Genomic DNA, 19848 nt, shown 5'->3' on the forward strand with positions numbered 1-19848 from the left:
CGCCGAATCCGGACTAGGTTCCCCCATCTCTAGGATTCAAATGATGAAAATCCCTTCGTACCTGTCGATCCCGATCCATTATGTGCCGCTGCCCATCCTCGAAAAAGCGACGCAGATGGTCTTTCGGAAAGTCCTCGCCGAGCATCCGGATCTCTTCCATAGACTTGGTGCCTATCGACAGAAACGGTTCGCCTTCCGGCCGACCGATCTGCCTGTCGCATTTATCGTCGACCCGTCGCTCCCGGCTCTTTCCGTCATCCGGAAGACGGAGAACGCCGCTGCCGACTGCACCGTCGAAGCTACGATCGTCCACCTGCTGGCGCTCCTGGAGGGGCGGTGCGACGCCGATGCCCTGTTCTTCGCCCGCGAAATCACCGTTACGGGCGACATGGAAGCAATGCTTGCCCTTCGAAATGCGCTTGATGACAGCCTGATCGACCTGCCGACAGAGGTCGGCAAGCTGGGGGGACCCTTTGGCCCGCTGCTCAGACGGGCCGCTTACGAGATACGGGCGCGAGTTCTTCCGCAGGAGCAACAGAGATGGAACTGATTTGTCCGGCAGGCACCCCAGCCGCCTTTCGTGAGGCCGTGGATGCCGGTGCCGATGCCGTCTATTGCGGCTTTGCCGACGAGACCAATGCCCGCAACTTCCCCGGCTTGAACTTCAGTCGCGAGGAACTGGCAAGGTCGATCGCCTACGCGCGGCAGCGGGGCGTGCGGACCCTGGTGGCCCTGAACACCTTCATGCGCGCCGGAAGCGAGACGCTCTGGTATCAGAGGGCGGCGGACGCGGTTGCCGTCGGCGCGGATGCCCTCATTGTGGCCGACTTCGGGCTCATGGCGCATGTGGCGGAGACCTACCCGCAGCAACGCCTGCATGCGTCCGTCCAGGCCTCGGCATCGAATGTCGATGCCATCAAATTCCTGGTCACCGCATTCGGCGTGAAGCGAGTTGTTTTGCCGCGGACCCTGACCATCAGCGATATCGCCCGGATCGCCCGCAAGATCGACTGCGAGGTGGAGGTCTTTGTCTTCGGCGGCCTCTGCGTGATGGCCGAAGGCCGCTGCTCGCTCTCCTCCTATGCCACCGGCAAGTCGCCCAACATGAATGGCGTCTGCTCGCCCGCGACCCATGTGCGATACCGCGAGGACAGGGGCGAACTCGTCTCCGAACTCGGCGACTACACGATAAACCGGTTCCCACCCGGAGAGGCGGCAGGCTATCCGACCCTGTGCAAGGGCCGTTTCGAAGTCGCCGACAGCCATGGCTATGCCTTCGAGGACCCTGTCTCCCTGGACATCATGGATCACGTCGACGCCCTGCGGGAGGCAGGGGTCAGCGCGCTCAAGGTGGAAGGCCGGCAGCGCGGCAAAGCGTACGTTGCGGAGGTCGTCGGCACCTTGAGGCGCGCACTCGCGGCCCAAGGGACCGAGCGCCAGGAGCTGCTGGGCCGCCTGCGCCATCTGAGCGAAGGACAGAAGACCACCTCCGGCGCCTACGAGAAAAGATGGAGATGAAGTGCATGCCTGCCACCGCCAGCCTTACCCTTGGACCCGTGCTCTATCTCTGGGACGGCCCCAAATGGCGCGACTTCTATTTCCGCATCGCCGACGAGGCGGACGTCAGTCGCGTGGTAATTGGCGAGACCGTCTGCTCTAAGCGGCTGCACTTTACCGAGCCCTACATCGCCGATGTCGTTGAAAGACTGGCGGCGGCGGGAAAGGAGATCGTGTTTTCCACGCTTGCCATGGTGACGCTGGAGCGGGAAAGCCAGCACGTGCGCAATCTGATCGAGGCGACGACGAACCTGGTGGAGGCAAGCGACCTGTCCGCCCTGGGTCTGCTGAACGGCAGGGAGCACGTGATCGGCCCCCTCATCAATGTCTACAACGCGGCGACGGCAAGGCTTCTGGCGTCTCGCGGTGCGCGGACCATCTGCCTGCCGCCGGAACTGCCGATGGCGTCCATCTCGGCAATTGCCGGGGACGCACACGAGGTCGATTACGAAGTTTTCGCCTTCGGGCGGATGCCGCTCGCCATATCGGCCCGTTGCGCCCATGCGAGATCCAAGGGACACATCAAGGACAACTGCCAGTTCGTCTGCGGCGAAGAGCCGGATGGTCTTCCCGTCCGGACACTCGACCGACAATCATTCCTGGTCCTGAACGGCGTCCAGACGGTGTCCCACACCTGCCAGATGCTTGCCGCGGAACTGCCGTCGTTGCGCGAGGCGGGCGTTTCGCGCTTCCGGCTGTCGCCGCAGGACTGTGACATGGTGGCGATTGCGGAGGTGTTCGCTGATCTTCTGGCGGATCGCATCGCGGCGGAAGAGGTGGTCGCACGGGTCAAGCTCGTCTATCCGGAGGTTCCCCTGTCGAATGGCTTCCTTCACGCCCGCGAAGGTGCGGCCTGGGTAGCGCGAGCACGCAACACCGCCGCCCAGGCCACACTCTAGCGGTCTCACACACACACACAGCGTCTGTTGCGTCTACCCAAACCGGGCAAGAAGGCCTGGCGGAGAGGCATATCTGCTCTTTCCTTTCTGTCCGTTTGCTACAGGTACTTTGCATCCAACCAATGGGGAGGAGCCGCTTGAGTTTCAGCAGCGATAGGAATAGGTGTGCGATTACCAGGCCGGGCCCCTCTGGCAGCCGTCGGCTGTGATGTCGGACTGGAAAATCTCGATCAGGGTGTCCCGGTTTTGATCAGATAGCGGCCGTCGACGATCTAGCTTGTCCTCACACCAACCGGTGCGGCGGACGACGGATCAATGATGCCGTGTCCGGGCTCCCGCAGAAAAGGACAGGGTGCAAAATGGGCGAAATGTTTTCGCAGGAAGTGCTGACCGCCTTCATGCAGGTCATCATGATTGACCTAGTGCTGGCTGGGGACAATGCCATCGTTATCGGACTCGCCGCCGCCGGGCTTCCGAAGGAACAGCGTAACAAGGCGATCCTAATCGGCATCATCGCCGCCACGGTGCTTCGCATCGTCTTTGCCGCGGCGACGACGCAATTGCTGCAGATTGTCGGACTGCTGCTGGCAGGCGGCGTTCTGCTTCTCTGGGTATGCTGGAAGATGTGGCGCGAACTGCGCACCACGCATGCCGAGGAAACCGACGCGACGGAGGCGCTTGAGGATCAGGATCTGAATGCCGACGGCACGGTTGCGGGCACTGTACCCCGCAAGACATTTGCACAAGCCGCCTGGCAGATCGTCATTGCCGACGTCTCCATGTCGCTCGACAATGTTCTGGCCGTCGCAGGTGCCGCGCGCGAGCACCCGACGGTTCTGGTCTTCGGCCTGGCCCTGTCCATCGCGCTGATGGGCCTTGCCGCAAGCTTCATCGCTCGCCTGCTGCACAAGCACCGCTGGATTGCCTATGTCGGCCTCGCGGTGATCCTCTATGTCGCTCTGGAAATGATCTGGCGCGGCTTTAACGAGGTGTCGCCCTATGTAGGGCTCTGAGGGGAACCTGGTTCAATAGCAAACGGCGCAGCCATTGCTGCGCCGTTTTTCTTTGTGATCGGCTTGGAGGCCTTAGATGGGATAGTGAATATGCCCGTCTTGTACCGTCAGCCAGCGAAGCTCCGTGAACTCGGCAATACCGGCCTTGCCCCCAAATCGCCCGTAGCCGGAATCCTTGACGCCGCCGAAGGGCATCTGCGCCTCGTCGTGCACCGTCGGCCCGTTGACATGGCAGATGCCGGATTCGATGCGGCGCGCCACACTCATGGCGCGATTGACGTCGCGACCGAATACGGCCGCAGACAACCCGTATTCCGTGTCATTGGCAATCCGGACCGCCTCGTCGATCGAGCCCACCCGCACGACCGAGGCGACGGGCCCGAAGCTCTCTTCCGAATAGATGCGCATCGCCGGGGTAACCCGGTCGAGAAGCGTCGCATCCATCAGCGTGCCTTCGCAGCCACCGCCGGCGGCGAGTACGGCGCCTTTGGAAACGGCATCCTTGACCAGGGCCTCCACACGCTGTGCGGCTTTCAGATCTACAAGCGAGCCGAGCGGTGAATCGCTGCGACGCGGATCGCCTGCCTTGAGCGTGCGAACCTTGGCGGCCATGGCTTCAACGAATTCGTCAGCGATCTTCTCGTCGACGACCAGGCGCTCCGTCGACATGCAGATCTGCCCCTGGTTCATGTAGGCGCCGAACGCGGCTGCGGCGACCGCCTCGCTGACGTCTGCATCGTCCAGAACCACGAGCGGCGCCTTTCCGCCGAGCTCCAGCAGGGCAGGCTTCAGGTGCCGCGCAGCGGTTTCGGCGATGATCTTCCCGACACGCGTGGAGCCGGTGAAGTTGATCCTCCGGACTGCTGGATGCGCAATGAGCGCTTCCACGATCTTGCCCGCATCCTCCGGCGCGTTGGAAATGGCATTGAGAACACCTTCCGGAAGCCCCGCCTCATGAAGTGCATCGACAATCAGGCGGTGGGTGCGAGGGCAGATTTCCGAGGTTTTCATGACGACCGTGTTGCCGCAGGCGAGCGGCATTGCGATCGACCGTACACCGAGAATGACCGGTGCGTTCCAGGGTGCCATGGACAGGACGACGCCTGCCGGCTGCCGCACAGCCATTGCGAGGCTGCCCGGCCGGTTCGACGGAATCACCTCTCCGGCGATCTGTGTGGTCATCGATGCCGCTTCCCGCAGCATGTCGGCTGCAAGTCCGACGTTGAACATCGCCCAGCCTGCCGTGGCGCCAGTTTCCTCGGCCATTGCGGAGACGAATTCCTGCGCCTTCTCCTGCAGCCGGTCGGCGGCCGCCATGAGTAGCTTCCGGCGCTGACCCGGACCAGTAGACGCCCAGGCAGGAAACGCCTTCGCGGCCGCATTGGCGGCCTGCCGAGCCTCGTCGACGGACGCTGCGGCCACCTTCGACGCCACCTCGCCTGTTATCGGGTTCATGCGCTCGAAATAGCGCCCATCGGCGGCTTCCATTTCGATGTTATCGATCTTCAGTCCCAGGATGCTCATGCAGTTCTCCACTATCCTCGCATTGTTGGGGTCGATCATGCGGCGCTGCCAAGAAAGGCACGCTGCACAGCTAGGTCGTTCACCAGGTTTGCGGCCGTGTCCTCGCCGGTGATCCGGCCGGCCTCCGCCAGATAGCCTCGGTCAGCGATCGAGAGACTCATCTTGACGTTCTGTTCCACGATCAGAAGCGCCAGGCCCCGCTCGCGTATGCGTCCGAGGCTGCGGAACAGGTCGCCGACTACGACCGGTGCAAGTCCGAGGCTCGGCTCATCGAGCATCAGCAGTTCCGGCTTCGACATCAGGGCCCGGCCGATCGCCACCATCTGCTGCTCACCGCCGGACATGGTGTTGACATACTGGCGCCGGCGCTCCTGCAGCTTTGGGAACAGCTCGTAGACGAAGGCACGATTCTCGTTCGCATGGGCTCGAGCCCGCTTGGCATAGGCTCCGAGCGCGAGGTTCTCCTCGACGGTGAGGTCGCCAAACACTCCCCTGCCCTCCGGCACCAAGGCTATGCCGGCCTCCAGGACCTCATGCGCCGGAAGCGTATGGATCGGCCGACCGCCGAACACGATCGATGCTCCGCTGTCTGCCGGTGTCATACCGGCGATCGCCTTCAAGAGCGATGACTTGCCCGCGCCGTTCGCTCCCAGGATGACCACAGTCTCGCCTTTGCCCACCGAGATCGATATGCGGTCGAGCGCAAGGTGCTGGCCATAGTGCAAGGACAGGTCCCGTATCTCAAGCATGATCGTCTCCCAGATAGGCGCGCACGACCTCCGGATGTCGCAATACTTCGTCGGTGGGCCCGTCAGCAATCTTGCGGCCGGCATTCATCACGACACAGCGTCCGCACAATGCCCGGATGGCATCCATGACATGTTCCACCAGCAGGATCGTCATGCCGCGCTGCTCGAGCGACTGGATCAGATCTATTCCGGTCCGCAATTCAGTCGGATTAAGGCCCGCCAACCACTCGTCGAGCAGGAGAAGATCGGGTTCGGCAGCGAGCGCCCGCGCAAGCTCCATCCGTTTCTGGTCGATATAGGTCAGGTCGCTGGCCTTCTCGCCGGCACGCTCGGCAAGCCCGACTTCCTCCAGATGGTGCAGGGCGCGCTCGCGGGCTTCCTCGCCCCACAGCCTCTGCTTGCCGAAGGCGAGCGCGGTCTGAACGTTTTCCGAAACTGTCAGCGATGGAAGGGCGCGGACCAGCTGGAACGTCCGGGCTACCCCCTTTGGCGCAATGCGATGGGGTGCAAGTCCCTGGATCGGCTCGCCCTTCAACGCGATCACCCCTTGCGTCGGGGCAAAGAAGCCGGAGATCATGTTCATCACGGTTGTCTTGCCGGAGCCATTTGGTCCGAGCAGGCCGACCACTTCGCCTGCCGCCAGCGAAAAGCTCAGCTCGTTGACGGCGGTCAGTCCGCCGAAGCGCTTGGTTATACCGGACAGGGCCAGGATTTCAGTCATTGTACGGCCTCCACTCCAGCGGCGGATCCCTTGGCGGACGTCCGGCGGGAGGTCAGGTTCTCGAGCGCCGCCAGCACACCCTTCGGCAGCACGAAGACGATGGCGATGAAGATCAGGCCGAGGATGATGGGATAATGGTTCGGAAAATTGGCCGAGAGCCATTCGAACAGCAGGAAGAGCGGGATAGCACCCAGCAACGGGCCCCAGAGCCGGTCCGCACCACCGAGCAGGGCCATGATCAGCGTCAGGAACGATGTGGTCGGATTGAAGACGATGCTGGGCTCGATATAGGTCCAGCGCGGCGCCTGGATTGCACCGACAAGGGTGATGACGACGGCGCTGATGGAGAACAGCGCGAGCTTCACGCCGGCGATGTTGATGCCGCAATGGCTTGCCACCACCTCATCGTCGCCGATCACCTTGAGAGCCAACCCCAGCCGGCTGCGGCCGATCGCCCAGGAGAACAGGAGCGTTGCAGCCACAAGCGCCAGCAATTGCCAATAGATGCCTTCGGGCGTGACCGGCAGGAAGATATAGCGGCCTAGCGTGCCGGTGATGTTGACCTCGTACCAGGTGACGAGCTGCCGAACGAGTTCTGCCAGGCCAAAGCTGAAGATGACGAAGTAGACGCCGGCGAGCCGGAGCGTCGCAAGCCCCACGACAAGCGCAACGGCCAGGCCCACAAGGCCGGCGGCCACGAGGACGAGGATATAGGGCAGCACTTCACTGAGCACGCTGACGGTATAGGCACCGATCCCGAAGAAGGCGACGGTGGCGAGCGACACGTAGCGCGTCGGACCGGAGAACAGGCCCCAGGCGGTGGCGAGCACCACGTAGCCAGTCATGCCAATCATCAGCGTGACGGCGTACTCGCCGGCAAAGAAAGGCACGCTGGCAAGCGCGGCAAGCAGCGCCAGGAAGAAGACTGCGGTGGCGAGGGTCTTCAGGGTCATCGCGAGGATCTCCCGAACAGGCCGGCCGGACGCCAGAGCAGCACGGCCAGGAAGATGAGGTATGTAGCAGCAAGCGTAAGGCCGGGATCGAGGTAGGAGGCGACAAAGGTCTCGACCAGTCCGAGGATCAGCCCTGCAGAGAGCGCTCCGAGGATATTGCCGACGCCCCCCATGATCACCACCACCAGTGCCTTCATGGTGAAGACAACGCCGGCGGTGGCCGTGAAGGTCTGATAGGTGGAGACGACGACGCCACCTGCCGCCGCCAGGCTGCAGCCAATTGCAAAGGCGAAGCGCGCGGCTCGATTGACGTCTATCCCGACCAGCGGAGCCGATTTCGGCGCCACCGCGACAGCCCGCAACGCCGTGCCCCAGAGGGTGCGCGTGAGAAGCAGGTACAGCCCGCCGCCGATGACGACTGCGAGGGCGAGCGCAAGGAGCCTGTTAGCGGCAACCACGGCACCGAACACTTCGATGCCGACATTCAGATAATTGTAGCTGGTATAGTTGGAACCGAAGACGACCAGCATCACCCCCTGGATCACGAACAGCAGCCCGAAGGTGGCCAGGATGGAATCGATTTCGAGGCTCTCCCGACTGGCGGAGCGCAAGACGAGCGGCCTCAGCATCAGGCCGTAGATCACGTAGCCGAAGGCGAACCCGATCGGGACGGCGACCAGCAAACCAAGGACGGGGTCCATCCCCCACCGTCCGTAGAGAACATAGGCCACGAACGCGGCAGCGATGATCGTCTCGCCATAGGCAAGGTTCATGATCCTCGCGATGCCGTACTGGATCGTCAGTCCCATCGCGATCAGCGCGTAGGTCCCTCCAAGCACCAGTCCGGAGATAAGGGTGGTGGTGAGCACTGCCTGCTCCTTCTAATGGGCCAGATCCCGGCAAGTACGTGCCGTCGGATATCATCCCGGATGTCAGCAAAAGCGGGTGTCGAAATCTGTCCTCTCCCCGGAGGGGGAGAGGTTTGTCCGTGGACAGGCTTTGCGCCGTCGCGCCCTACTTCTTCCAGGCGGGCCGCGGGATCATCGGCTCTGCAGCACCCGGACGATCGGATGGCGCGATGGCGACGAACTGTCCGTCTTGCCACTGGCCGGCCCACCACAGGTCACGAAGCTGGTTGTCTTCAAGCTTGGTCTCGCCGAGTACCGTTTCGAAGGTGCCGGAAGCGATTTCCTCGGCAACTGCCTCACGATCGAGGCCCTTGCGCTTGATGGCTTCCTGCAGGATTTCCAGCGAGGCATAAGTGATCACGCTCGCCCAGTAGTCGGGAGCCTTGCCTGTCGCAGCCTCATGGCGCTTGCGGTAGTCCGCGATCTTCTCGCTGGTGCCGTCAATGCCACCGATCCCCATGATGCCGTTGATGGCGTCGCCATTGTTCTTGGCATAGATCGGGAACGCCGTGCCAACACCGAAATAGAGGACCTTCGGGTTGAAGTCGGCGACCTGCGCCTGCTGCGTCAGTGCAAAGGTTTCTGGCGGGTAGGAGAAGGCCACGAAGGTGTCGGCCCCGCTCGCCTTCGCTTCGTTGATCATTGGTGTGAAGTCGGTGGTGCCAACCGGGTAGGTCTTGTCGTAGACCACTTCGAGACCGGCCTCCTGGAACGACGGACGAGCCGCATTGACCAGATCGATACCGAAGCCGTCGGCGATCGATATCATCGCAACCTTCTTGTTGATCGTTCCCGTGTCGGCCGCATCGGTAAGGACCTTGGCCAGGGCACTCGTGTAGTCGTGGCCGCCGCCGAGCATCCAGAAGCTCTTCTTCCAGCGTGCGGCGAATTCGGGAGCCTTGTCCGTCACCGAAGTGGCAGCCAGGTGCGGATAGCCGTAGCGGTCGAGCAACGGTGCTGCTGCCAGATTGTAGCCGGTGCTCCACGGCGGCAGGATGAAGTCGACCTCGTCCTGGGTTGCAAGGCGCTGAAGCGCCCGCACGAGCTCTTCCGCAGAGGAACGGTCGTCGTATTCGACGACTTCGATCGGCAAACGCTTGCCGTCCGGCATTTCCAGTCCGCCTGCGTCATTCACTTCCTTGACCCAGAGCTGGTAGTTCGGCAGCGTCGTGATGCCGGTACCGCCGGCGTTCGGCCCGGTCAGCGAAAGCGCGTAGCCAATTTTGACCGAAGCGCGCTCCTGCGCGGTTGCGGTTGCGCCCATACCAAATGCGAGTGTCGAGACGGCCAAAGCCGTTGTGCGCAGGATCTGCCTGCGTAGCAAATTCTTCATGGATTCCTCCCTTGGACCCGCTCCACCGGGCCGTCATGATCAACCCGACCGTGGTGTCCCATCGGATCGGCTCGACCTCGTAAAGGTAACAGCTCTCACGAGGGGAAGAATAGACTTTCACAGGAGATACTGGTACTTTTCACGGAAAGCGGGACTCCTGATTTGAAAGCTGCATCTACCGGATCCTTTGCGGCTGGGCCGGCGGCCCCTTCCGATCCCATCGAAGCTCGTCTCTTCCAGGGTGGCTTGGCTGGCATGGAATGGACCTTCCGCGGCCGGCGGAGCCGCATCTTCGTTCTTCAAGCCGGCAGCGGCTCACTGACATTCGCAGAGCAGGACGTGGCTGTCGCCGGACCTGCCATCGTCTGGATACCCGCCGACGCAAATGGATCGATCCTGTTCGAGGCCGGCGCTGACGGGGGAACACTTGCCATTCCAGATGTCCTTCTCGGCTCGGCCATGCCTGTGGGTGCCATCTTCTCGCAAGTCCGCGACGCAATCACCCGCCCCATCCTCGGCGCACGGCTGGCGACTGCGGACGCCAGACAGTTGCTTTCCACGATCGCTGCCATCGATCAGGAACTGCGTCTGGATGTGCCAGGCGCGCAAGAAGCTGTCCGCCACCATCTGGCCCTTCTGCTCCTGCAGGTCTGGCGCCTCTCGAAGCCCTCCGCCGATCAGGCCCAGCCATCGCCACGCATGATCCTTCGCGGCTTCGTTCATCTTGTCGAGCTTCACGCGCGTGAACACTGGACGATTGCTGAATATGCGAACACGTTGGGTGTGACTGCGGACCGTCTTAACACCGCCGTTCGCCGCGCAACCCGGCGGACGCCCATGGAACTGGTCCACACCAGGCTTGTAGCGGAGGCGGCGATGCTTCTGGACGGAAGCGCCATGCAGATCGCCGAGATAGCCAACGTGCTTGGCTTCAAGGACCCCGCCTATTTCAGTCGTTTTTTCAAGCGGATGGCTGGACACTCTCCGAAAGCACACCGTCAGGATGCTGCCATGAAACGAACGGCGCAGGAGACGAACTTCGCCGCCTGGCCTTGATAGGAAGGATGACCCGATCTTGACACGGATCAAGGTTAAGCGGCTGCCCTCAGACTAGCGTCTCCCTCATTGAAGGTGGCCGCACGCGGCCCGCACCGTAATTCCTGGAGGTCAGCAATGAGCGTTACCGAAGCTCCCGTGGTCTGGTTCGAGAAGCTCAGGAGGATCGACGTCGCCAAGGTTGGGGGCAAGAACTCGTCCCTTGGCGAGATGATCCAGACACTCGCGCAGAGAGGCGTGGATGTTCCGGCCGGTTTCGCCACCACCGCCGACGCCTATTGGAACTACGTCGACGAGAACGGCATCCGCGACGCAATGGCCGCGCTGATTGCTGATTGGACGACGGGCAAAGCCAGCCTTGCGGAAACAGGAGCGGCAGTCCGCAAGCTCTTCCTGCGCGGCGACTGGCCGAAGGAGACTGCGGACGCCATCATCGCCGCCTATCGCGAATTGTCGGAACGGGCAGGTCGTACCGATGCCAGTGTTGCCGTCCGATCGAGCGCGACAGCCGAGGACCTGCCCGACGCAAGCTTTGCCGGACAGCAGGAAACCTTTCTCAATGTCGCGGGCGAAAAGGCGCTGCTCGACGCGTGCCGACGCTGCTTCGCCTCGTTGTTTACCGACCGCGCCATCTCCTATCGCCAGGCCAAGGGCTTCGACCACATGAAGGTTGCCCTGTCGATCGGCGTCCAGCAGATGGTCCGTTCCGACATCGGCGGATCCGGGGTGATGTTCTCGATCGACACGGAAACGGGGTTCGACAAGGTGGTCCTCATCAACGCTGCCTGGGGTCTCGGCGAAAACGTCGTGCAGGGCGCGGTCGATCCGGATGAATATCAGGTCTTCAAGCCGCTCCTCGACCAGCCGTCGCTAACGCCGATCATCGCGAAGAAGAAGGGCGCAAAGGCCATCAAGATGATTTACGGCAACGCCGATCAGCCGACGCGCAACGTGCCGACGTCCAGGGCGGAGCGGGAGGCCTTCGTGCTCGCCGATGAGGAAATCCTGACGCTTGCCCGTTGGGCCGCTACCATCGAGCAGCATTATGGTTGCGCGATGGACATGGAATGGGCCCGCGACGGAGAGACCGGGCGCCTCTACATCGTCCAGGCCCGTCCAGAAACCGTACAGTCCAACCGGGAAGCCGCGGTCTTCAAGGCATATCACATCAAGAGCAAGGGAAAGCAGCTTGTCAGGGGCCTCTCCATCGGCGATGCCATCGTCTGTGGCCAAGTCTGCCTGATCGAGACGGCCAAGGACATCGACCAGTTCGTCGACGGTTCGATCCTCGTTACCTCCACGACCGACCCCGACTGGGTGCCCATCATGAAGCGTGCGGCAGCCATTGTCACAGACCACGGCGGACGCACCTCCCACGCCGCCATCGTGAGCCGCGAACTTGGACTTCCAGCTGTTGTGGGAACCGGAGACGCGACGCGCCTCCTGCACACCGGCCAGCAGATTACCGTCTCCTGTGCCGAAGGCGACGAAGGGATGATCTACGAAGGCAGTGCCGAATACGACATCGAAACGCTCAACATGGACGACGTTCCGACGACAGAGACGAAGGTCATGCTGAACCTCGCCAATCCCGGGGCTGCCTTCCGCTGGTGGAAGTTGCCGGCTGACGGAGTAGGCCTTGCGCGCATGGAGTTCGTCATCAGCAACGCCATCCGCATCCATCCCATGGCGCTTGTCCATTTCGATCGCCTCAAGGATGAGGCCGCCAAAGAGGAAATCGCCGCGCTGACCGCCGCCTACGACGACAAGTCGGAGTATTTCGTCGACCAGTTGTCCGAAGGTCTGGCTCGAATCGCAGCGGCGCTCTACCCGAAGCCGGTGATCGTCAGGATGAGCGACTTCAAGACCAACGAATATGCAGGCCTTGTCGGTGGCGCGGAATTCGAGCCGAATGAGGAAAATCCGATGATCGGCTTCCGGGGTGCATCGCGCTACTACTCGCCCCGCTATCGCGAGGGCTTCGCACTGGAGTGCCGGGCAATCCGTAGGCTCCGCAGCGAACTCGGCTTCAAGAATGTCGTCGTGATGATCCCCTTCTGCCGCTCCGTTTCGGAAGCGGAGAAGGTGCTGGAGGTGATGGCGGAGAACGGGTTGAAGCGTGGCGAGGATGGGCTGCAGGTCTACGTGATGTGCGAAATCCCCTCTAATGTCATCCTCGCAAAGCAGTTCGCGCAGCACTTCGACGGCTTCTCGATCGGTTCGAACGACCTCACCCAGCTCACCCTGGGGGTAGACAGGGACTCCGGCGAGCTTGCCGACCTGTTCGACGAACAGGACGAGGCGGTGAAGTGGATGATCCGCAGCGTCATCACCGAGGCCGGAAAAGCTGGCGCCAAGATCGGCATCTGCGGTCAGGCACCGAGCGACCATCCGGAATTCGCGAAGTTCCTGGTGGACTGCGGCATCGACAGCATCTCCGTCAGCCCGGATAGCTTCGTGGCCGTGAAGAAGAAGGTCGCAGAGGCGGAAGGACGCCGCTCGGCGGCCGCCTGAGGCAGGTCGGTTACGAGGTGCGCACTGGCGTGCGCACTTCACGATGAGGGCGCGGCTCCTGCTCAGGGCACCAGCACCGCCGCACCGGACAGCCTGCCCGAGCGCAGGTCTTCCAGCGCGGCGTTCACCTCGGTCAGAGGGTAAGGCACAGTGTGGGTTCTCACTCCTGCCGCCAGGGCGATCGGGAAGAATTCCTCCGCATCCTTTCGGGTAAGGTTCGCGACGGAGCAGATGCTTCGCTCCCCCCAAAGAAGCGAATAGGGCATGCTTGGAATGTCGCTCATGTGGATCCCCCCACAAACGACACGGCCGCCCTTCCTCACCACCTTCAGGGCCTCGGGCACCAGGTCCCCAACGGGCGCGAACAGGATTGCGGCATCAAGGAGCTCGGGTGGCTTGTCGCCGGAAGCACCGGCCCAGCTGACGCCGAGGCTTCTGGCAAAATCTTGCGCCTGCATGTCGCCTGGCTTGCTGAAGGCGAAGACCTCGCGTCCCTGCCAACGGCAGATCTGGGCGATGATATGCGCGGCTGCTCCGAACCCGTAGAGGCCAATCCGCCTCCCGTCACCGGCCTTCTTCAGCGATCGCCAGCCGATGAGGCCCGCACAGAGAAGCGGCGCGAGGGACACCGGATCCCCATCCTCGGGAAGCTCCAATGCATATTCGCGATCGGCGACCACATGGGTAGCGAAGCCTCCGTCGCGGGTATAGCCGGTGAACAGCGGCTCGTCGCAGAGGTTTTCCTGCCCGTTCGTGCAATAACTGCAGTGTCCGCAGGTGTGGCCAAGCCAGGGTATCCCGACACGACGGCCGATCCTTTCTTGGGAAACACCCTCACCGACCGCCTCGACGCGACCCACGATTTCATGTCCCGGAACGAGCGGCAACTTCGGACTGGACAAGTCGCCGTCCACGACATGGAGATCAGTGCGACAGACGGCACAGGCCTCGACCCGGACGAGAATCTCGCCTGCTCCCGGCAGCGGGTCTTGCCGTTCCAGAAGCACCAGCGGCTGCCCAATTTCGTGCAATACCATCGCGCGCATGATGCGGTCCTCCGGAGCAGCTTGCAGTCAAATGTCACGGCAGCTCGTTCACGAGGTGCACGACGCCGACGACCTTCTCGAGCGGCAACACGAACGCCAACCCTTTACCGGGAGCATTGAGCTCTCCCGCGCGCTCCGCCTCCCGAAGCACGACCTCCCGTTGATGGGCGGGTACAAGGGTCAGGACGATTTCTTTCTCAGGCTCGATCTGGATGCCGAATACGCGCTGCTGCTCGTTTCGTCCGATCCCTCGCCCCATCAGCACCGTACCCCCGTGAGCACCGGCGTTCATCGTCGCCTCCAGCACCGTGTCACCCCATCCCTTGCGGACGATGCTCACGATCAGATACGGATCCAACATCTGCTTACTCCTCAGTTCTTCTTTTTCTGCCCATCAGAAGTCCGAGCGCCATCACTGAAATGATAGGTGCCAAAGCGACCAGCGCAACGAAGCCCAGGCCGTCCACCACCGGATTCTGGCCCTCCACGGCCGCCGAGGCGCCAAGGGCAAGTGCTAGGAGGAACGTGTTGGCGAGCGGTCCTGTGGCAACGCCCCCCGCATCTATGGCAATGGCCACGAAGTCCTTGTCGCTGATCCAGAGCATGAGGATTGCGAGACCATAGCCTGGAACGAGTAGGTAGAGCAGTGGAATACCGTATCCGATGCGCAGCATGCCAAGGCCCGCCCAGACCGCAACGCCCACGCAGATGGCATTCAGGACGAGGAGAGCCGGTATGGAACCGTTTGATGCCTCCTCCACCTGATCAGCCAGAATCCGCACTGCCGGCTCTCCCCAGGTCGTGACGAAGCCCAGGAAAAGGCCAGCCCCGATGAGAAGCCAGGGCTGCTGCGTCGCGCCGACAGCTTCCCCGATCGCGCGGCCGAATGGCAGGAACCCAATGCCCACGCCGAGGAGAAACAGAAACAGTCCGCAGGCGGCAAGTGCCGTTCCAAGCAGGATATCCTTCACCGCCCGCCCGGGGAGTTTCAGCATGAAGACCTGCGCAAGAAGAAACATGATCACCAGCGGGACAATCGCCATGGCGACGCTCGAAGCAGTGGGTCCTACGTCGTTAAGGAGCGCTTCCAGCATCACCAGACCAACCCCATCGCCAAAACTGCCAGGATCGCACCCGTGGACGCGAGCCCGAGTAGGCCGAAGCCATCTGTCACGGCGGAACGTCCTGCAAGAACCGAGCTGAGGCCGATCGCCAGCGCGAGCACCACCGGCGCTGTCAGGACTCCTGTGGTTACGCTCCCGGCATCAAACGCCATCGGCACGAAGTCCGCAGGTGCAAGGAAGGCGAGGAGCAGCATGAGCAGGTAAGCAATGGTAACGAGTTGCCTGATTGACCAGCCCAGCACCACCCTGGCCATCGCCACCGCCGTCAGGACTGCCACCCCCAGTCCGACGACATGAATAACCGTCTGACGTGAGACCGTCCCCTCGGAAGCCAGCCCGATCTGGCTGGCAAGGACCAGGACGTCGGGCTCGGCAACGGTGGTTGCAAAGCCGGTAGCAAACCCGACGCAGACGATGAGGAGGATGGACCCCCTTTTCGGAAGTTCCGCGCCAATGAAACGCCCCATTGGCAGAACACCCAGGTCGATGCCCAGGAACAGCAGCAACATCCCGGCAGTGGCGAGCGCCGAGCCGACCAGGAACTGCACGAAAAGCGCAATCGGTGCGTGGACGATCGTCACCTGCAGCAGGAATACGACAGCGAAGAGCGGCATGACCGCCTTCAGCACTTCAATCAGCCTGTTTCCGAGAAGCCTGATCATCGGTCCGATATGTGAAGGCCGGAGAAGCAGCGGCTCATCACCCTCGATATTCGCGCGCGGTCACTTTCGGCCATGCTCTCCTGCTGCGCCCATGAAATTGTTGCACATGCCGAGACTAATCGAGCAGGTGCGCTGATTGTTGATTGATATCAATTTGGAGGGGCAAGTCTTGCAGCAAGGGTTGCGAGACAGGTCGACCGACGCTCTCTCAGCCCCTGATGATCAGCTAGTCAGATACTACTGCGGATCTCTCGCCGGCAGCAACTAGCGCAGATCCCTCAGATAGGTATTCTCTGCGCGCGACTGGTCGAACGCGGAGGCAACGATTTCGGCAAAGAATAGCGCCTCGTCATCCGCAGGCGCCTCCGCCAGAAGGCTGCCATCAGGCGCTGCGATACGGGATCGGCCCGCATAGGCGAAATTCCGGTCCGCACCGCAGTGGTTGATATAGGCGACGAAGACCTGGTTCTCGAAGGCCCTCACTCGGATCATGTGCTCGGCAATGAAGCTGCCCGACCAGCCTATGGGAAGAGCCGTCGGTACCACCACCAGATCGGCACCCGCCTTCGCCAGCCGGCGAACGTTTTCCGGAAACTCCACGTCGTAGCAGATCAGCATGCCGACGCGCGTGCCGTCGACATCGGCCAGGATGGCGCGAGGTTCTTCCACGGAGAACCAGCGCCGCTCATACGGACCGTAAAGATGCGACTTGCGATAGACGGCGAACTCCCCGGAGCCGTCGGTGAGCACTGCGCTGTTGTAGATGGCATCACCATCGGACTCGGCAAAACCTGCAACGATCGTGAGCCCGGTGCGGGCTGCCATCTCTGACAGGCGCGCTATCGTTGGTGACTGTGCCGATACCGCGGTTCTGACAAGCGCCTCCGCGGCGCCATATCCGTTGATCGCAAGTTCCGGCGTGATCAGCAGCCTCGCCCCCTCTTCTGCAGCGCGTGCAGCGGCCTTGGCGATCTTGTCGAGATTGGCTTCGACGTCGCCCGTTATCGACTGCATCTGGTATCCGGCGATCTTCATCGGTCACTCGTCATTGCACCGAGCAGCTTCGGAAGGTCGCCAAATCTGGCGATTGCACCGAACACAAGCGCTGCGATCGCCAGGAAGAAGACGGTTACCGAAGCCATGGTGGGCGTATAGCCGTAGCGCAAGGCGTTGAAGATCTTGATGGGCAGGGTTTCCATAGTGAAGCCAACCGTCATGTAGGCGACGATGTACTCGTTGAGCGACAGGACGAAGGCGAAGGCATAGCCGGACACCATATAGGGCAGGATCAGGGGAAAGATGACGGTGCGGAAGATCGTCCGGTCGTCTGCCCCCATGGTCGCCGCGGCCTCGACCAGGGACCGGTCGATCGCCGAAAAGCCGAGCGACAGCGTGACGAGCGGCAGCGTCACGAAGAAGATTGCGTGGCTGATGACGGCGGTCCACGGCTGGCCGTAGAACCCGCTGGTTGCCCAGAAGGTCAGGAAACCTAGTGCGGTTATGACGGGCGGCAGCGTGAATGGGGCAACACCGAGCAGCTGGAAGATGTTGGCCCACGGCGCCACCCGGCGCCACAGAAACCAGGCGAGTGGAAGCGCTACGAGCAGTGCCAGCGCTGCTGAGGTGGCTGCGAGCGTCAGGGAGGCGAGGAGCGCGCTTCTCCACTCGTCATTGGTGAAGATCTCTCCATACCAGGAGAGGGAAAATCCCTGTGGCGGAAAGGCCAGGGTCTGCTTCTCGTTGATCGAGACACCCGCCACAACGATCAGTGGCAGTGCCAGAAAGAGGCCGACAGCAAGGAAGAAGAAGCGTCGCAGGGCAGTCATCACGCCGCCTCCTTTTGCCGTCCGGCGTAGAAGGCAAGACCAACCAGCGCGAGCGAGACGAGCACCAGAAAGACTGCCATGGCCGCGGCAAACGGCATGTTCGACTGGTAGATCGCCTGGTCGGTGATGAGCACCGAAAGCGTCCAGTGCTGCGGCCTGCCGAGCAGTTGCGGCAGCAGGTAGGAACCGAGCGCGAAGATGAATACCATGATCAATGTCGCGAGGATGGTGTTGCGAAGCGCCGGCACCACGACGGAGAAGAAGGCCCTGACAGGCGAGGCTCCCAGGGTCCGGGCAGCTTCCGTGAGCGTCGGATCAAGCCGCACAAGAGCCGGGTAGAGGACGAGAACGGTATAGGGCAGCGCCTGGTAGGTCATCGCAGTCATCACCGCGCCGAAGCTTGGGGTGAGCGCCTGCGGAGCTTCCATAGCGCCGAGCATGACGAGCAGGTTGGTGAGCCCTGCCGTACGGGACAGGAGCGTCGACCATGCAAAGCCGATCATCACCTCCGAGAGGGAAAGGATCGAGAGGAGAACCACGAGCCACCATATTTGCACGCGCCTCGAAGCGGAGGAGAGAAGATAGGTGAAGGGCACGCCAATGGCGACACATGCGGCCGCAACCGCCATCGCGAGGAAAAGCGAGAAACCGAGGACCTTGCCGAAGAACAGGCTGAGGAAGCGTCCATAGTTGTCGAGGACGAAGGCCGGTTCGTAGAAGCCGCCCTGCTGCCGTTCAAAGAAGGAGACGGCGATCATGGTGGCGAAGGGAATAACGAAGAATACGATCAGCATCCCCGCCGGAAAGACGAGCGGTCCGTAGTCGGCCAGGCGCTGCGGTGCCTCCCGCCTCATCGCGCCAGCACCACGCTCGCCTCTGGATCGAAGCGCAGGCCGACGGTCTGACCGACGGTAACGTCGGGTCGCGAGCGGGGGGCGGAGACGGCGACAATCTGCTGCCCACCCGCCTCGATGAAGGTTTCTACGCTCCCGCCGAGGTCACGGACGAAGGTGACCTTACCGGCCAGGCTGCTTTCCGCTGGCGGGACGATCTGCACATCCTCCGGCCGGACGGAGATGGTGCCGCTTCTCGTGGTGCCGAGCGTGAGGCCTGCGACGGAGGAACCGAAGATGGATGCCTCTCCCTTGCCATCGGTAGTGAATGGAATGAGGTTCGTGGAGCCGATGAAGTCGGCGACGAAGGAATCGGCTGGCCGACGATAGATGTCGACAGGCGCTGCTGCCTGGCGGATTTCACCGCCGTTCATGACCACGACGGTGTCGGCCATGGTCATCGCCTCGCGCTGGTCATGCGTCACGACGATCGTGGTGATGCCGAGACGCTGCTGCAACTGACGCAGTTCGACCTGCATGGCCTCGCGTAGTTTCGCATCGAGTGCGGATAGCGGCTCATCGAGCAGGAAGAGCTTTGGTGAGATGGCCAGGGCGCGGGCGATTGCAATCCGCTGACGCTGGCCGCCGGAGAGCTTGTTGACGGAGCGGTCGGAAAAACCAGGCAGATGGATCATCGACAGAAGCTCGTCGACCCGCTTCTTCTGCTCGTCCTTTGAAACGCCGCGGATGCGCAGAGCGTAGGCGATGTTCTCACCAACTGTCAGGTGCGGGAACAGTGCGAGCGACTGGAAGACCATGCCGAGATTGCGCTTGTGGGTCGGGACGCGCGTGATGTCTTCGCCGCCCAAGGTGATCGAGCCTTCCGTGGGAAGGTCGAGTCCAGCCACCATCCGCATCAACGTGGTCTTGCCGCATCCGGAAGGACCGAGAAGGCAGACGAAGGTCCCGTCCGGAACCGAGAGGCTGACGTTGTTCACGGCTTTGAACGTGCCGAACTCTTTCGTCACATGGCTAAGGGTCAGTCCGGACATCTGCTCTACGCTCGGCTTTCAAGAAGCCTCTTGTCTTTGAAGGGAAGCCACCCTCCCCCCCCTTGGGGAGAGTGGCCG

The 19848-nt window shown here is 62.2% G+C and carries 20 protein-coding genes; 6 read left to right on the forward strand and 14 right to left on the reverse strand.

Annotation, left to right across the window (positions count from 1 at the left end):
* Window positions 1-40 precede the first annotated feature (40 nt).
* From ubiT to FN060_RS06830, 4 genes are all read left to right on the forward strand, one after another.
* Window positions 41-550 (forward strand): ubiquinone anaerobic biosynthesis accessory factor UbiT, encoded by a 510-nt coding sequence (gene ubiT / locus FN060_RS06815; RefSeq protein WP_425312144.1) that lies wholly within the window; start codon window positions 41-43, stop codon window positions 548-550.
* The gene (ubiU, locus tag FN060_RS06820) at window positions 541-1518 is read left to right on the forward strand and encodes a ubiquinone anaerobic biosynthesis protein UbiU (RefSeq protein WP_142587426.1); all 978 of its coding nucleotides are present in this window, start codon (window positions 541-543) and stop codon (window positions 1516-1518) included. The genes ubiT and ubiU overlap by 10 nt, the downstream gene beginning before the upstream one ends.
* 5 nt (window positions 1519-1523) lie before the next feature.
* Complete coding sequence (gene ubiV, locus FN060_RS06825; RefSeq protein ID WP_425312145.1) at window positions 1524-2456, forward strand: ubiquinone anaerobic biosynthesis protein UbiV; 933 nt, start codon at window positions 1524-1526, stop codon at window positions 2454-2456.
* Window positions 2457-2815: 359 nt separating this feature from the next.
* Window positions 2816-3469, forward strand: coding sequence for a TerC family protein (locus FN060_RS06830; RefSeq protein WP_077545839.1), 654 nt, complete (start codon window positions 2816-2818; stop codon window positions 3467-3469).
* 72 nt (window positions 3470-3541) lie between these two features.
* Here the strand turns inward: FN060_RS06830 and FN060_RS06835 are convergent, their stop codons facing one another.
* The 6 genes from FN060_RS06835 to FN060_RS06860 form a co-directional block, all read right to left on the reverse strand.
* Window positions 3542-4993, reverse strand: a complete 1452-nt coding sequence (locus FN060_RS06835; RefSeq protein ID WP_142587427.1) for an aldehyde dehydrogenase — start codon at window positions 4991-4993, stop codon at window positions 3542-3544.
* A 35-nt stretch (window positions 4994-5028) separates the two neighbouring features.
* Entirely contained in the window at window positions 5029-5742 is a 714-nt protein-coding gene (locus FN060_RS06840; protein WP_142587428.1) for an ABC transporter ATP-binding protein, read from the reverse strand.
* Entirely contained in the window at window positions 5735-6463 is a 729-nt protein-coding gene (locus tag FN060_RS06845) for an ABC transporter ATP-binding protein (RefSeq protein WP_142587429.1), read from the reverse strand. Before FN060_RS06845 ends, FN060_RS06840 begins: the two co-directional genes overlap by 8 nt.
* Window positions 6460-7416 carry a branched-chain amino acid ABC transporter permease gene (locus FN060_RS06850; protein ID WP_142587430.1) on the reverse strand — a complete coding sequence of 319 codons (957 nt, stop codon included), beginning with the start codon at window positions 7414-7416 and terminating at the stop codon, window positions 6460-6462. Before FN060_RS06850 ends, FN060_RS06845 begins: the two co-directional genes overlap by 4 nt.
* On the reverse strand, window positions 7413-8285 hold the full coding sequence (locus FN060_RS06855; protein WP_142587431.1) for a branched-chain amino acid ABC transporter permease: 873 nt from the start codon (window positions 8283-8285) through the stop codon (window positions 7413-7415). The genes FN060_RS06850 and FN060_RS06855 overlap by 4 nt, the downstream gene beginning before the upstream one ends.
* Window positions 8286-8430: 145 nt before the next feature.
* A complete protein-coding gene (locus FN060_RS06860) occupies window positions 8431-9657 on the reverse strand; it encodes an amino acid ABC transporter substrate-binding protein (RefSeq protein ID WP_142587432.1) in 1227 nt (408 codons plus the stop codon).
* Between the two features lie 162 nt (window positions 9658-9819).
* Between FN060_RS06860 and FN060_RS06865 the strand changes: the two genes are divergently transcribed.
* A complete protein-coding gene (locus tag FN060_RS06865; RefSeq protein ID WP_142587433.1) occupies window positions 9820-10713 on the forward strand; it encodes a helix-turn-helix domain-containing protein in 894 nt (297 codons plus the stop codon).
* 117 nt (window positions 10714-10830) lie between these two features.
* The gene (gene ppsA / locus FN060_RS06870; RefSeq protein WP_142587434.1) at window positions 10831-13227 is read left to right on the forward strand and encodes a phosphoenolpyruvate synthase; all 2397 of its coding nucleotides are present in this window, start codon (window positions 10831-10833) and stop codon (window positions 13225-13227) included.
* Between the two features lie 62 nt (window positions 13228-13289).
* On the opposite strand, the gene FN060_RS06875 is transcribed toward ppsA, so the two are convergent.
* The 8 genes from FN060_RS06875 to FN060_RS06910 all read right to left on the reverse strand — a co-directional run bounded on the left by FN060_RS06875 (window position 13290) and on the right by FN060_RS06910 (window position 19770).
* Complete coding sequence (locus tag FN060_RS06875) at window positions 13290-14273, reverse strand: zinc-dependent alcohol dehydrogenase family protein (protein WP_142587435.1); 984 nt, start codon at window positions 14271-14273, stop codon at window positions 13290-13292.
* Window positions 14274-14307: 34 nt separating this feature from the next.
* Window positions 14308-14634: a P-II family nitrogen regulator gene (locus tag FN060_RS06880; RefSeq protein ID WP_142587436.1), complete on the reverse strand. Its 327-nt coding sequence runs from the start codon at window positions 14632-14634 to the stop codon at window positions 14308-14310.
* Between the two features lie 4 nt (window positions 14635-14638).
* The gene (locus tag FN060_RS06885; RefSeq protein WP_142587437.1) at window positions 14639-15367 is read right to left on the reverse strand and encodes a DUF1538 domain-containing protein; all 729 of its coding nucleotides are present in this window, start codon (window positions 15365-15367) and stop codon (window positions 14639-14641) included.
* Window positions 15367-16059 carry a DUF1538 domain-containing protein gene (locus FN060_RS06890; protein WP_142587438.1) on the reverse strand — a complete coding sequence of 231 codons (693 nt, stop codon included), beginning with the start codon at window positions 16057-16059 and terminating at the stop codon, window positions 15367-15369. The genes FN060_RS06885 and FN060_RS06890 overlap by 1 nt, the downstream gene beginning before the upstream one ends.
* A gap of 264 nt (window positions 16060-16323) precedes the next feature.
* Window positions 16324-17094 (reverse strand): carbon-nitrogen hydrolase family protein, encoded by a 771-nt coding sequence (locus tag FN060_RS06895; RefSeq protein ID WP_142587439.1) that lies wholly within the window; start codon window positions 17092-17094, stop codon window positions 16324-16326.
* A complete protein-coding gene (locus tag FN060_RS06900; protein WP_210310795.1) occupies window positions 17091-17885 on the reverse strand; it encodes an ABC transporter permease in 795 nt (264 codons plus the stop codon). The genes FN060_RS06895 and FN060_RS06900 overlap by 4 nt, the downstream gene beginning before the upstream one ends.
* A complete protein-coding gene (locus FN060_RS06905; RefSeq protein ID WP_142587441.1) occupies window positions 17885-18739 on the reverse strand; it encodes an ABC transporter permease in 855 nt (284 codons plus the stop codon). Before FN060_RS06905 ends, FN060_RS06900 begins: the two co-directional genes overlap by 1 nt.
* Window positions 18736-19770: an ABC transporter ATP-binding protein gene (locus tag FN060_RS06910; protein ID WP_142587442.1), complete on the reverse strand. Its 1035-nt coding sequence runs from the start codon at window positions 19768-19770 to the stop codon at window positions 18736-18738. Before FN060_RS06910 ends, FN060_RS06905 begins: the two co-directional genes overlap by 4 nt.
* Window positions 19771-19848: the final 78 nt, after the last annotated feature.

Source organism: Pseudorhizobium halotolerans (assembly GCF_902153235.2).
Taxonomy (GTDB): domain Bacteria; phylum Pseudomonadota; class Alphaproteobacteria; order Rhizobiales; family Rhizobiaceae; genus Neorhizobium; species Neorhizobium flavum.

Coding starts and splice junctions, on each gene's coding strand:
- ubiT (WP_425312144.1), top strand. CDS start 41: ATGATGAAAATCCCTTCGTACCTGTCGATCCCGATCCATTATGTGCCG.
- ubiU (WP_142587426.1), top strand. CDS start 541: ATGGAACTGATTTGTCCGGCAGGCACCCCAGCCGCCTTTCGTGAGGCC.
- ubiV (WP_425312145.1), top strand. CDS start 1,524: ATGCCTGCCACCGCCAGCCTTACCCTTGGACCCGTGCTCTATCTCTGG.
- FN060_RS06830 (WP_077545839.1), top strand. CDS start 2,816: ATGGGCGAAATGTTTTCGCAGGAAGTGCTGACCGCCTTCATGCAGGTC.
- FN060_RS06835 (WP_142587427.1), bottom strand. CDS start 4,993: ATGAGCATCCTGGGACTGAAGATCGATAACATCGAAATGGAAGCCGCC.
- FN060_RS06840 (WP_142587428.1), bottom strand. CDS start 5,742: ATGCTTGAGATACGGGACCTGTCCTTGCACTATGGCCAGCACCTTGCG.
- FN060_RS06845 (WP_142587429.1), bottom strand. CDS start 6,463: ATGACTGAAATCCTGGCCCTGTCCGGTATAACCAAGCGCTTCGGCGGA.
- FN060_RS06850 (WP_142587430.1), bottom strand. CDS start 7,416: ATGACCCTGAAGACCCTCGCCACCGCAGTCTTCTTCCTGGCGCTGCTT.
- FN060_RS06860 (WP_142587432.1), bottom strand. CDS start 9,657: ATGAAGAATTTGCTACGCAGGCAGATCCTGCGCACAACGGCTTTGGCC.
- ppsA (WP_142587434.1), top strand. CDS start 10,831: ATGAGCGTTACCGAAGCTCCCGTGGTCTGGTTCGAGAAGCTCAGGAGG.
- FN060_RS06875 (WP_142587435.1), bottom strand. CDS start 14,273: ATGCGCGCGATGGTATTGCACGAAATTGGGCAGCCGCTGGTGCTTCTG.
- FN060_RS06880 (WP_142587436.1), bottom strand. CDS start 14,634: ATGTTGGATCCGTATCTGATCGTGAGCATCGTCCGCAAGGGATGGGGT.
- FN060_RS06885 (WP_142587437.1), bottom strand. CDS start 15,367: ATGCTGGAAGCGCTCCTTAACGACGTAGGACCCACTGCTTCGAGCGTC.
- FN060_RS06890 (WP_142587438.1), bottom strand. CDS start 16,059: ATGATCAGGCTTCTCGGAAACAGGCTGATTGAAGTGCTGAAGGCGGTC.
- FN060_RS06895 (WP_142587439.1), bottom strand. CDS start 17,094: ATGAAGATCGCCGGATACCAGATGCAGTCGATAACGGGCGACGTCGAA.
- FN060_RS06900 (WP_210310795.1), bottom strand. CDS start 17,885: ATGACTGCCCTGCGACGCTTCTTCTTCCTTGCTGTCGGCCTCTTTCTG.
- FN060_RS06905 (WP_142587441.1), bottom strand. CDS start 18,739: ATGAGGCGGGAGGCACCGCAGCGCCTGGCCGACTACGGACCGCTCGTC.
- FN060_RS06910 (WP_142587442.1), bottom strand. CDS start 19,770: ATGTCCGGACTGACCCTTAGCCATGTGACGAAAGAGTTCGGCACGTTC.